The sequence below is a fragment of the Bacteroidia bacterium genome, assembly GCA_023228875.1.
In the GTDB taxonomy this organism is placed as follows: domain Bacteria; phylum Bacteroidota; class Bacteroidia; order NS11-12g; family UBA955; genus JALOAG01.
In genome coordinates, this window is record JALOAG010000026.1 from 1 (window position 1) to 11,232 (window position 11,232).

The 11,232-nt window shown below is 38.3% G+C and carries 15 protein-coding genes; all 15 read left to right on the plus strand.

All coding sequences use genetic code 11. The features are described from left to right. Positions 1 to 116: 116 nt before the first annotated feature. The 15 genes from M0R38_11950 (at position 117) to M0R38_12020 (ending at position 11,116) form a co-directional block, all read left to right on the plus strand. The gene (locus M0R38_11950) at positions 117 to 938 is read left to right on the plus strand and encodes a VUT family protein (GenBank protein MCK9482445.1); all 822 of its coding nucleotides are present in this window, start codon (positions 117 to 119) and stop codon (positions 936 to 938) included. 122 nt (positions 939 to 1,060) lie between these two features. Continuing rightward, a complete protein-coding gene (locus M0R38_11955) occupies positions 1,061 to 1,564 on the plus strand; it encodes a hypothetical protein (protein ID MCK9482446.1) in 504 nt (167 codons plus the stop codon). Between the two features lie 154 nt (positions 1,565 to 1,718). Next, on the plus strand, positions 1,719 to 4,097 hold the full coding sequence (locus tag M0R38_11960; protein ID MCK9482447.1) for a hypothetical protein: 2,379 nt from the start codon (positions 1,719 to 1,721) through the stop codon (positions 4,095 to 4,097). 69 nt (positions 4,098 to 4,166) lie between these two features. Beyond that, the gene (locus M0R38_11965) at positions 4,167 to 5,285 is read left to right on the plus strand and encodes a nucleoside 2-deoxyribosyltransferase (GenBank protein ID MCK9482448.1); all 1,119 of its coding nucleotides are present in this window, start codon (positions 4,167 to 4,169) and stop codon (positions 5,283 to 5,285) included. Beyond that, on the plus strand, positions 5,278 to 5,634 hold the full coding sequence (locus M0R38_11970; GenBank protein MCK9482449.1) for a hypothetical protein: 357 nt from the start codon (positions 5,278 to 5,280) through the stop codon (positions 5,632 to 5,634). The genes M0R38_11965 and M0R38_11970 overlap by 8 nt, the downstream gene beginning before the upstream one ends. Before the next feature lie 49 nt (positions 5,635 to 5,683). After that, the gene (locus M0R38_11975) at positions 5,684 to 6,049 is read left to right on the plus strand and encodes a hypothetical protein (GenBank protein ID MCK9482450.1); all 366 of its coding nucleotides are present in this window, start codon (positions 5,684 to 5,686) and stop codon (positions 6,047 to 6,049) included. 1 nt (position 6,050) lies between these two features. Continuing rightward, entirely contained in the window at positions 6,051 to 6,668 is a 618-nt protein-coding gene (locus M0R38_11980) for a hypothetical protein (protein MCK9482451.1), read from the plus strand. A 70-nt stretch (positions 6,669 to 6,738) separates the two neighbouring features. After that, positions 6,739 to 7,227 carry a hypothetical protein gene (locus M0R38_11985; protein ID MCK9482452.1) on the plus strand — a complete coding sequence of 163 codons (489 nt, stop codon included), beginning with the start codon at positions 6,739 to 6,741 and terminating at the stop codon, positions 7,225 to 7,227. Continuing rightward, positions 7,217 to 8,986, plus strand: a complete 1,770-nt coding sequence (locus M0R38_11990) for a helicase C-terminal domain-containing protein (protein ID MCK9482453.1) — start codon at positions 7,217 to 7,219, stop codon at positions 8,984 to 8,986. The genes M0R38_11985 and M0R38_11990 overlap by 11 nt, the downstream gene beginning before the upstream one ends. Before the next feature lie 82 nt (positions 8,987 to 9,068). After that, positions 9,069 to 9,383, plus strand: a complete 315-nt coding sequence (locus tag M0R38_11995) for a hypothetical protein (GenBank protein ID MCK9482454.1) — start codon at positions 9,069 to 9,071, stop codon at positions 9,381 to 9,383. Then, positions 9,376 to 9,648, plus strand: a complete 273-nt coding sequence (locus M0R38_12000) for an endonuclease Q family protein (GenBank protein ID MCK9482455.1) — start codon at positions 9,376 to 9,378, stop codon at positions 9,646 to 9,648. Before M0R38_11995 ends, M0R38_12000 begins: the two co-directional genes overlap by 8 nt. 82 nt (positions 9,649 to 9,730) lie before the next feature. Continuing rightward, positions 9,731 to 9,868: a hypothetical protein gene (locus tag M0R38_12005; protein ID MCK9482456.1), complete on the plus strand. Its 138-nt coding sequence runs from the start codon at positions 9,731 to 9,733 to the stop codon at positions 9,866 to 9,868. A 198-nt stretch (positions 9,869 to 10,066) separates the two neighbouring features. After that, on the plus strand, positions 10,067 to 10,225 hold the full coding sequence (locus M0R38_12010) for a hypothetical protein (protein ID MCK9482457.1): 159 nt from the start codon (positions 10,067 to 10,069) through the stop codon (positions 10,223 to 10,225). Between the two features lie 5 nt (positions 10,226 to 10,230). Then, positions 10,231 to 10,647, plus strand: coding sequence for a hypothetical protein (locus tag M0R38_12015; GenBank protein MCK9482458.1), 417 nt, complete (start codon positions 10,231 to 10,233; stop codon positions 10,645 to 10,647). Between the two features lie 205 nt (positions 10,648 to 10,852). Then, positions 10,853 to 11,116: a hypothetical protein gene (locus M0R38_12020; protein ID MCK9482459.1), complete on the plus strand. Its 264-nt coding sequence runs from the start codon at positions 10,853 to 10,855 to the stop codon at positions 11,114 to 11,116. Positions 11,117 to 11,232 lie beyond the last annotated feature (116 nt).

Here is an 11,232-nt window from a genome sequence, read left to right on the forward strand (position 1 = left end):
TGCTTCCATTTATGAACGACTTAGTCGTCGAACTTAAAAAAATAATATAATAAATTAATTGCGCTCTGTTACATCTTAAACAGCGCTCTCAAAGAAAGGAGAAAAATATACAAAAGATGAAAAAGACAAGAAAAGGAGTTTTGACTCCAAAACGTTCCGGCTGGTTCACAGTAATAACCGCAATTTCGGTAATCGGAACAATGATGGCTGGTATCCTTACTACCTACTTATCAGGACCAGTAAATGGGTCCGGGGGCTGGATACAAGCTTCCGCCGGCCTGATAAGTTTCGCACTCATTTACGTAACAAGCGATATCATATCTGAAATATACGGGTACCGCGCGTCGCGATTAGTTGCTTTCATTAATATGGGAGCAAGCATACTATTAACGATACTTATGGCACTCGCGTGGGGATTTAGCACATTTATCGCTGATTTTAATAACTTGGCAGTAAATACTGCACCATTCGGTGAGCCTGCGACTTATGAAAGCGTAGGGCTCATGCAATTTATGGCGCAAAAGTTCTTCGGGGTAGGAGAAGGTAATATTCCGGCAGCTGGTCCAATTATATTATTATGGGGCTGGGTTGTAGCAATGTTAGGTGACTGGGTAAATGATTTAGTATTCAAGCACATGAAACAACGCGATGGTAATGGCAGTTTCTTTAAACGCTCATTTTTATCGAGCGTTGTAGGACAGCTTATTGATGTTATCGTATTTGTACCAGTATTGGTAGCTTTTGCAATTACGCCGTTTGCTTGGCAAAACGGATCATTCTTACTAACAGTGGGGATCATGGCAGTATGGCAACTGGTATTTAAATTAGGTGTTGAAATTATCGTCTACCCAGTAGCATTATTATTAAAGAAACAAATGCATTTTATCGAAGGTGACGAAAGTTACGAAACAAGCTCAAGTAATCATATTTTAGGTTAAAGAGAAAGAAAAAGATAATTTATGGGATTATCTTTTTTCTTTACTATATCACTTGACCTTTGTTAAATTACATAGTATAATTATAATATAAAGAAAGACCCTGATAAAGGGAGGTAAATGAAATGAATTATTTGAAAATCAATGGAAAATGGTTATCTTCTTACAAGACGATAATCGATGAAAGGGGTAAAAAATATTTTATCCATTTAGAAACCACCGAAGATTTCGGTAATACAAAAGGGGCTGTTGCAATTCCTGATGAAGACATTATTCGTGTCACTTTAAGTGCGCGCAAGTTGTTAGAACAACAAGGCGAGACAGTTTTTGTTTACGCAATAGATAATCTTGAATTAGAAGAACCAGCAGAAGCACCAACGGAAGAAAAAGTATCTCTCGCACCTGTTAAAAAAGAGAAACATGACCCAACAGTAGAACTTGATATTGATTCTTTACAAAAGTTCATGCTATCCCGCGGGGTTAGCAATGTTCATCTTGCACAGTTGTTTGGGTTTGACGGCGAGCGCATATATTACGGTTCAAAAATTGTTGTCGGTAAATTAAAACCGCGCTATTCACAGATCGTCCGCGCAGCTAAAAAATATGATTATTTCAAAAGGTATTTATAATGAATAAAAACCAATTGGTTTTAGTAGAGCGCATAATCGACAGTAAAGGTCGTATACTATTACCTAAACAAGTCTTAGACAGTTTAAACTGGGGACCAGGTGATAAGGTGACGTTTGCTATTGAAAAAGAAAAAGTTATTATTACGAGGCGCGTATGAGTTTTATATTGTTTGATATAGAAGTGTTCAAGCACAATTTTCTCTGCGGGTTCAAAAATTATGAGACCGGCGAACGCGTGCGGATATGGGACGATTATGACGCGGTAGTAGAATACGTGCACCAGTATAGTAAAACACATATGTTTGTTGGTTATAACAATCACCGGTATGATGATCATATTATTAATGCGATTATGAAGCGCCAAGACCCTTATATAATTTCTAACGATATTATTAATAATCGACACAAGTCGAATTGGGCGCGTGTGCCTTATGCGAGCATTGACGTGGCTGCGTTATTAGCGATGGGTAATTCTTTAAAATTGCTTGAGAGCGATTTAGGGTTATCTATTGAAGAATCAAATATATCGTTTGAAATACAGCGACCGTTAACTGCAGAGGAAAAAATAGAAACAGAAAACTATAACGACCACGACATTGACGCATTAGAAGTGGTGTTCAAAATTGTGGCACAAACTTCACTACGCACAAAATTCGATATGATTAATTATTTTAAACTTGACCTCCGCAGCAATATACGCAAGCCCCTGCCAACAATTATGGCGCTCGGGCTGGGTGCGAAGCGAGGATATCATGATCGTAAATCGTGGACAACGTATCCGAATTTACAAGTAGATGATGAAACACGCGAGTTTTTAGAAAAGGAGCAATATTTAACAAATAGTCGTACTTTTTTATTAGCCGGTATCCCGCATAAAATGGGTTTAGGTGGCTTACACGGCGCGGTTAGTAATCATCGTGAGAAATGGGGATACTTATTGGACGTCCGCGGTTATTATACCTTAATCCAGCTTCTCTATAGGCTCTTATCGCGCTCACTCGGGGAAGAAGGGTACGACAAAGTATGGGAATTATATCACGATCGAATTCGCCGTGATGAAAACGGTGACGCGACCGCCAACTCTTTAAAAGAGGGTGTTTTATCCATTTGGGGTGCGGTACGTAATGAATATCATTTATTGTATGATCCATCAATTGCCGTATTAATCACTCTCACCGGGCAGGCGTTTCTTGTCGACCTCGTGCAACAAATTGAACCTTACATTGATCTTATTCAATCGAATACGGACGGTATTTTTATCGTTCCAAAAGACCGGATCAAGGGCGGCGAGTACGACATGAAAATGCGAGCCGCGGTAGAAAAATGGAAAGAGAGAACCGGCTTTGAGTTAAAAATTGACGAGTTTTCAAACTTGTGGCAAAAAGATGTTAATAATTATGCTTGTATTATTAATGGCAAAAAAATTAAAGCCAAAGGTGGATATATTAACGCGTGGCAAGCAGATCAAACAGAGTTTTTGTACTCCATTGGGCGTTGGCATAAGCAAGGATCGGTCGTGGATAAAGCGCTGGTTAATTATTTCATTTATGATACACCGCTTGCGGAAACAATTAATAACGAGACCGATTTAAGCATGTTTCAATATACGGCACGTAAAGTCGGTGCCAATTTTACGGATGTTTTGTTAAGAGAAACGAACAAGGAGACCGGAGAAATAGTTTATCACAAGGTTTTCCAACAAACAAATCGCGTATTCGCTGTTAAACCGGATTATAAAATTAATAAATGGGAATTCGTTAAAGTAAAACCGCGCGATTATTCTAAAACAAAAGCTGATGCCAAAACCGGCGAGAGCGCAGAAGAAGTAATTATGCGTGAACAAAGAAACGGAATTAAATATCATGACCCCGCAACTGGTGAATTATTAATTGATACCGGTTTACAACAGGTCGCTTTAATACCATCGATGCCGGAGGATGTTTTTGTTTACAATAGAGATATGAATGACCCTGGTGCAACTGAATACATTTTAAAAAGACTTGATCGAGAACATTATATTAACGACGCACAAAAAAAATTAAACGATTATTTAGGAATCAAACCAGAACGGGTCAGGAAACCCCGTAACCAAAAAATAACTATTCACGTATATAATGAACAAGAGTTTACGGATTTAGAACTACTGTTAAAAGGTGAAAAAGAATGGGTGCGAGATGAAGGAATGATCGGTGAATTGCAATATAGTAAGAATGAAGATCTTTTAACAATTATAAATAAAGAAAAAACATTTACTTTAAAATTAGAGAAAAATATCTTGATACAGCCGCTTGTCGATAAAGAAAGCAATAATAATATATTGCCGACAATAAAGATGCGGCGCACGCGCCGGTCCAAAGAAGAAATCCGCGTCGACGACAAACATGTGATCGTGATTGCTGACTGCGGGGATTATGGGATAGAGATCGGTTTGTTCAAGGGTAAAAGTTTAAAACTGATTGACCAAAACGTGGTTAAAACATTAGAACACGCTCAGGAGATTGCCGGTAATTGGATTATGAAAATTATTGCGTAACCACCTGCTTGATTCCCTTGACTTTTATTAGAATATATCATATAATAATTATATAGAAAGAAGGTAAAAATGATTAAATTAGCAAGTATTACACCAGTGAAGGACATTAAATTAGGATTAGAAGAACCGATTGCAATGTTTTTAACCCATCTTGTTTTACAGCACCCGGATTACGCGCTTGCCGCGCGCGAATATGAAGGATATAAGATTTTAGATAACTCATTAATTGAATTAGGTTCGGCGATGAGTTTAGATAAAGTGCTGCTCGCGGCAAATATTATTGACGCCGATGAAATAGTTTTGCCGGACGCATTTCAAAAGCGGGGGGAAACATATGAATTAGTGGTTAAGGCGTTGGAAGAATTGGAAACAAAAACCTTACCGAAAAAATATAAAATTATGGTCGTCGCACAAGGTAGCGACAAGGACGAATTTTATAAGAGCTTTAAAGAACTGGCAGCGCTACCTGGCGTTGATGTTATCGGGGTACCAAAGATACAAAAAGAACGGGTAACTTATGGTGACCTTTTTAAAACCACTACTAAAGAAATACATTTTCTTGGTTGCCCAGAAAGTTTAGATGAGATCCGACAAATGAGCGATTATCTTTTAACACGAGTGCGATCAATCGACACGTGTATTCCCGCGCTCAATTCGATTTTAACGGACGACCCATGGGAAAAGCGCCCCACGGACTATACTATAAATCTGCACACTGATCGAGTCGATGTGTGCAATTATCGGCGGATCGTTGGTGGGGTAAAAAAATATGTCAGGGAACGAAAAAATAATAATATTTATATTTATTTGGCAGGACCTTTATTTACGAACGCTGAACGCCGAGCGCGCCATGAAGAAGCGCATTGGTTACGCATTTTCGGTTACCAAGTTTTTAACCCGTTAGAACTTAATGAAAGTGGAGTTGATCCAAGTTTGTTTTTTGAAAAAGATTTAGAAGCGATGAAAAAATGCGACGTGGTAATTTTAACTGCAGACAATTTTGACAGCGGAACAATGGTGGAACTCGGTTGGTTTTTCGCTAAAAATAAAAGAGTTATCACGATATGGAGCGATATGCGGCACGAGTTAATTCCTAATTTGTTTGTGCGTGGTGCAGCCTCAAGCGGTAAAAATGTTATATTACCTGAATTTGATATTACGAGGATCGATAAGATAATTAATGGTTAATCCTCTCAAGAAAGTGGCAGTGCGGGACAAACGCCACCAAACAGAAAACTCGCGGTTGAAGCCCGCCATTTATCGTTATTTAGATAAACGATTAGGAAAAAACAATTATGAACGAAACAAGAATCACGGCAATCGCTACAGCCGAGAGGGGCGTCCTGATTTAGAAATAATATATAAAGGAAAAACTTATTATTTTGAGTTGAAGGATCCCCGTGGCGAATTATCGTCTGCGCAGTTGAGCACGATTGCGCGTTACGAAAAACTTGGAACAACGATTCATGTTATTACCACGCTTGAGGAATTTAAGAAAATATGGGAAGAAAAGTGCGAAGAAGTCAAGATCACTTGAGTATTGACATTTAATCACATATAATATAAGGAGAAAAGGAGAGAGATATATGAGAGATTATAAATGGTTCTTTGATTCAATTGAAGAACATGTTACAGGTTTTAATAAACACTTACAGGAAGAAATTGATGGGTACAGCAACAGTATTGCCGAGCACTCCGAAGGCTTAGAAGTCTTGACTGCCGCCAATGCCTGTCCAAACATCCGCAAACAATTTGAAACGATTATTGAGCGGCATACCGTGGCGCTCGCGGAGCGCGAGAAACACTTGAGCGGTGCTAACGAATCGTTTGCGAAAGTGTTATCTTTGAGAACAGAGGTGATTGACAAAAAGAGCGCCAAGTTTATTGAAGCGATGGCAGCTATTTTACAATTAACACCTCCGGAGGAAACGGATAAAGAAAGGAGCGAATAAAATGGTAACTGATTTATTAACAACAATCGTTTTAAAAGTTATTGAGGAAAAACCAATTGTTCGCATTAACGACGTATGGGTAGCAGTAAACGAAATACAGTTCGGTTACAGCCGTGCTAAAGTATTAGAAGTATTACAAGCGCTCGGGTTTGAAAAACGTCACGTAATGTTATATGACAAAAAAGGCAGAAGTAGCACGCTCACGTGTTATGTGCGTGGCGAATTTAATCCGGAAGATAAGCCTTTAATTGGTCCTATCATCAAAAATAGCGAGTTAAATAAGCGTTTTGCACGCGAATTTTTAAAAGATTTAAAAGACCGTTTTATCAAGGAACAATTACCTGCGGCATTAAAAATTGACCCGCCGTTTTTTGATCTCAACGAGGTCGACGGGAAGCTCACGTTCTTTTTTACTCGGGAAAAATTACGAAAGATACTTTCACTCACGTGGTATACGGAGGGAAAAACAACTCGTAACGGTGTCTTAATACTTGCGCGCACTATCGGGCAACTATCTGAAGATTTTTATTTCAGAAAAAATACTTATTTTAAAAATGCAGCCAACGAGAACCGGGCACGGATTGAAGATAAATTAATTTATCAATATACTTTTAAATAAAGAAGTATATGGCTTGACCTTTTATCAATTATGTTATATAATTATAATATAAGAGAGAGGTAAAAACATTATGAATAACAGTATTATTATTAGATTGAACGGCGAAGAAGCGTTAGCACTTTTAGTGCAAGGCGACCGCTATTTAATAAAAAAGTGGGTTCCTTTTAATAATTATAAGGGCTGGGTATATGTCTATATTGACCACCACCAGCCCTTTTTTGCAAAAAATAAGGACAGTTATGAACTAACACCTCACGCGGAAGGAGCTTTAAACGGTAAAATTATCATGCGTTTTTGGTTTGAACATTACGAAATGTTTAATACGGCGCAAGGTAGCCCCCGTATATACGTGTCTAACCACGTCGATGATAAATATTACTTACACAAATACGGCGCGTGTGATATGTATGCCTGGCAAATAGAAAGAGCCGAAATCTTTGAAACACCGTTTGAGTTGGAAGATTTTACCTACAAACGCAGCGGTAAAGAATTAGTTTTAACAAAGGCCCCTACGCTTTATCGCTTTATAAAACTACGAGAGGTTACAAATGCTGCGTAAACAGGCTGTTATTTATAACACGTTATACGAGCCGCAAAAGCGGTTTGTTGATGAGTTAATCGACAAACAGGGTGCATTAAAACCACGTGCCGAGGCTTTCAAGTGGGGCTTTTTCTTAAAAATGGGTTTTGGTAAAACAAAAATTATGACCGCGATGGCGGAGCTACATAAGGCAGATTTGATTTTGATTACTACGGAAAAAAGTAAGATGCTCGAACGCGACAACGAAGGCGAGTTCCCAGCAGAACTGGCTGCTGCAGGGTATAAAACTTTTTACAGTGACAAGATGGGATCCAAAAAGTATGAACGCGAATTTTTGGACGCACTCGACAAGGGCGAGAAAATTGTTTATATGTTTAATTGGGCGCAAATTAATGCTAAAAAAGGTTATAGTATATTAAATTGGATCGTCGGCGGTTTGGATTCGTTAAAATCCCCAGATCGTCGCAAATGGCTCGAGAACGAATATAACAAAAGCGATAAAACATTAACTTTTGACAAATTCATTAATAACAAAGGCCCACAATATAATAACATCGTATGGATCATGGATGAGGCTCATGCGGTGAACAATAAGAGCGCGCGCTTGTCTAAAACCGTTAACGGGATGTTGTATAACAAAAATGTTCCCGGATTACAAATAACACGGAGTAATTATTTTCGGGAACGAATCAAGGCCGTTTATTTGGGCACTGGTACACCGATGACTGGTAAATATTATGAAAATTATTATTGGCTCTTAACTGTTTTAGGGCACCGCTGGGGCGAGACACCGCTTGAGGTTAATTTATATGAAGAACAAGCGCGGTTGGTTATCGATGCGAACAGCGGGCGACAAACAAGTGAGCTGGTTGAAACTTGTATTGGTAAGGGGGTTCCACCAGCAATTCCAACAGTTAATCGGTATAATAAGCGGACCTATCGAATAGAGACGCGTAAATTAAGTGCATACGAATATTTTGTCGATCGCTACTGCGTTATTAATGAAGAAACGAAAGTGTATGACCCGGACGCATTAAGTATTACAGGGTTTAAGCGCATACCGGAATTATTAGATATTGTCGAACATTATGCGTTCTTTGGAGAAACAGCTAAACACTTTGAATTACCACCGGTTATGACGGAGATAAAATGGGTGGTGCCCGGAGCAGGTTATAAAAGGCTATTTGACAAAAAAAGTCCTCACTATCTTCGGTTTGAGGATAAAGAATTAACCTCGGCCGCGGAAATATATTTACGGAGCCGCCAAGCATTGAGCGGTTTTATGGGTAACAGCGAGCATTACGTTTTTTATAGCGAGGAGCGCACTCTGCAGTTACGCGACTTCTTGATGCGCGAACGAAGCAACTATATTATATTCTATCACTGGGATCCGGAGTTATATGCGATTGTTGATGCGGTTCAACAAGCAGGCTATAATTATGATATTTATAAAGGTGACCTGAAAGAATACGAGGTTTATAAGAATTATGAAAAGGGCGAAGGAAACGTTGTAATAGCGAATATTGCGAGCGGGGCGAAAGCGCTCAACCGACAAAAGTGGAACAGCGTATTGTTTTATTCTTTACCATCAGTATACGCGCTCTATGAACAAGCAATCGGACGTGTATTACGTTTAGGACAAACCGCCGAACGCGTTTTCGTAGGTATATTTCTCGCAAAAGGAACGGTTGATGAATATATTTATAATAATTTAATTAACGGCCGCGATTACACCGAGCAGGCTTTCGCGCGCGATTTCCTGGATCAAATAAAATAAAAACAGATAAAATAACTATATTGCTTGACCTTTGATAACTTATTATATATAATTAATATATAGAAAGAAGGAGAATAACTAAATGACATACGAAAAATTAAACATTGAAGAATTATTAGCAGAACTCGAAGCCTATCGGTGGCGAGATAAAAAAGCGGCTATCTTAAAAGAATTAGACCTTAGATATTATCTCACAGATTACAGAAGAGATAAAATCATAAATGCATATGAAGCAAACCGCCTATTTACATTGATTGATTTACTAAACATCAACAAAGAGGCCGATGACTTAATAAGTAAAGGTTATACGTTTGATGAAATCATTAGAGCGGTTAGAGAATGGGTTAAAGAGCGCTTGGATGAAATTGAAAAGGAAAAGGAAGACGACAATGAATAAAGAATTAGAAGCATTACAAAATCTCCGCCATGTATTACGAGATGATTTTGGGTTTCCGTTTAATTTAACGCCTGAATATGGTATTATTTTACAAGCACTCAAACGCAACGAGCCTATGAAAGTTGATTTAGAAACAAAGTATGCTCTACCATACAGCGGAACATATTATGACTGCCCCAAGTGTGGGAAACCACTTATAAAAAGACATTATAACTATTGTCCTGATTGTGGACAAAAATTAGATTGCGGGGACAATTATGAATAAAAAAACTAATAAGTTGTATCAGAATCTATAAATTCGGGGTTGGGATAATCTATGTCGTTGACACGAGAGAGGGAGATTAATTATGAACGACTTAGTAATGTTCAAAGTGGAAGCCGGTATCAGACGTTACACTGACCAGACCGGGTCATCTTTATATTTTGATTACCGAAAAACATATAGAGGAAAATATAGTATAATAAAAGAAAAGGAGGCGAGATAATGGGTTTTAGTTATCATACAGGAAAAACCATTTTGGTAACAAACGCGGCGCCTGGTGGTATTAAAAAAGGAATATTACTTAGCCGGCCATACAAACGTGAAGGATACCACATAAAATACGTTGACGTGCGTATCGACGGCGGGACACGCCGAGTGGGTATTAATCGTATAGTTAAAGACAAAGGAGTGCTTAAGAAATATGGATGTGAATATTGAGTTAATGGAATCGTTAAAGAAAGAACGCGCTAAATTGTTAGCACCTCTTTGTGGTCTAAAAGAGCCTTATCGGGGCGACGAATTAGCAGCGATCGACAAAACGATTGCGTATTTAGAAACTATCATAGAAAAAAAGGAGTAAGTATTATGTTAAAAGGATTTACTAACAACGACCAACTTATTATGTTGGACACGCTCGACGAATTTGTGACTTTCCTTGATCAAGAATGCGGTGGCATTTTTGTTCAAAAAGAATGGATTGAAGAAACGGTAGATAATGTTTCTGGTTATGTTTATTACCGCGGGACAACCCCGGTCGCGTTTGCCAACACGGTTGTCTTAACGGAATTTATGTTAAATGCAGAGCCGTGGCTGGTGCAAGATCGGACAACGTTTGCCACCGAATTTCAAAAAGAATTAATTGCGGCGCTCGGGGCTAGTGACGCGCTAATCGAGGACGCGGTTTCGCAAGTGACGAACGCGTTAGAAGAGCGTGCCACGAAAGGCGAGTTCCTTCGCACCGGTTACAGATTTATTACAAACAAAGAAAAAATTGAAGAATAAAGAGGCGAGCGGTTCTTAATAACTGAAAAATAGCGCCTTTTGATAGGTTTTAACAAAGATTTTTATGTTCTATATGATTTTATATACCTCCAGCTAAAAATCTTTGTTAAAACCTATTAAAACAAAAACATATAAAATAACCATATTGCTTGACCTCTGACAACTTATTATATATAATTAATATATAGAAAGAAGGAGATTAATTATGAGAGATTTAGTAATATTCAGAGTGGATGATAGTATCAGGCGCTACGCTGACCGAACCGGTCGTCTTTATATTTTGATGACCGAAAAGCACACTGAGGAAAAAATTAAGGATTATTATGAGATAGAGCCCTCGGAAAAAATGTTTTATGAAACGCGTTACACTTTTGTGGGGTACGAGAGGAATAAAACCTTCGAGGTAAAAGGCACAAGTTACACAGGCGACTGGCTCGTGCTGGATTATTGCGCACCGTATTTAGATTAAGATTTTATAAAAAAAGATAAGAAAAGAAAATAAATCAAGGGCGTGCTTAAAAAAAAAAAGACCAACAAAGGTCTTTTTTTAATGGTATTTTGGCAAGGAGAAAAAAAAAAGGAAAA

What these genes read in the sequence shown, in the direction of transcription:
- M0R38_12000 (MCK9482455.1), top strand. Translation starts at nt 9,376, where the DNA reads ATGAATAAAGAATTAGAAGCATTACAAAATCTCCGCCATGTATTACGA.
- M0R38_11980 (MCK9482451.1), top strand. Translation starts at nt 6,051, where the DNA reads ATGGTAACTGATTTATTAACAACAATCGTTTTAAAAGTTATTGAGGAA.
- M0R38_11985 (MCK9482452.1), top strand. Translation starts at nt 6,739, where the DNA reads ATGAATAACAGTATTATTATTAGATTGAACGGCGAAGAAGCGTTAGCA.
- M0R38_11955 (MCK9482446.1), top strand. Translation starts at nt 1,061, where the DNA reads ATGAATTATTTGAAAATCAATGGAAAATGGTTATCTTCTTACAAGACG.
- M0R38_11990 (MCK9482453.1), top strand. Translation starts at nt 7,217, where the DNA reads ATGCTGCGTAAACAGGCTGTTATTTATAACACGTTATACGAGCCGCAA.
- M0R38_11960 (MCK9482447.1), top strand. Translation starts at nt 1,719, where the DNA reads ATGAGTTTTATATTGTTTGATATAGAAGTGTTCAAGCACAATTTTCTC.
- M0R38_11995 (MCK9482454.1), top strand. Translation starts at nt 9,069, where the DNA reads ATGACATACGAAAAATTAAACATTGAAGAATTATTAGCAGAACTCGAA.
- M0R38_12010 (MCK9482457.1), top strand. Translation starts at nt 10,067, where the DNA reads ATGGATGTGAATATTGAGTTAATGGAATCGTTAAAGAAAGAACGCGCT.
- M0R38_12015 (MCK9482458.1), top strand. Translation starts at nt 10,231, where the DNA reads ATGTTAAAAGGATTTACTAACAACGACCAACTTATTATGTTGGACACG.
- M0R38_11975 (MCK9482450.1), top strand. Translation starts at nt 5,684, where the DNA reads ATGAGAGATTATAAATGGTTCTTTGATTCAATTGAAGAACATGTTACA.
- M0R38_12005 (MCK9482456.1), top strand. Translation starts at nt 9,731, where the DNA reads ATGAACGACTTAGTAATGTTCAAAGTGGAAGCCGGTATCAGACGTTAC.
- M0R38_11950 (MCK9482445.1), top strand. Translation starts at nt 117, where the DNA reads ATGAAAAAGACAAGAAAAGGAGTTTTGACTCCAAAACGTTCCGGCTGG.
- M0R38_12020 (MCK9482459.1), top strand. Translation starts at nt 10,853, where the DNA reads ATGAGAGATTTAGTAATATTCAGAGTGGATGATAGTATCAGGCGCTAC.
- M0R38_11965 (MCK9482448.1), top strand. Translation starts at nt 4,167, where the DNA reads ATGATTAAATTAGCAAGTATTACACCAGTGAAGGACATTAAATTAGGA.
- M0R38_11970 (MCK9482449.1), top strand. Translation starts at nt 5,278, where the DNA reads ATGGTTAATCCTCTCAAGAAAGTGGCAGTGCGGGACAAACGCCACCAA.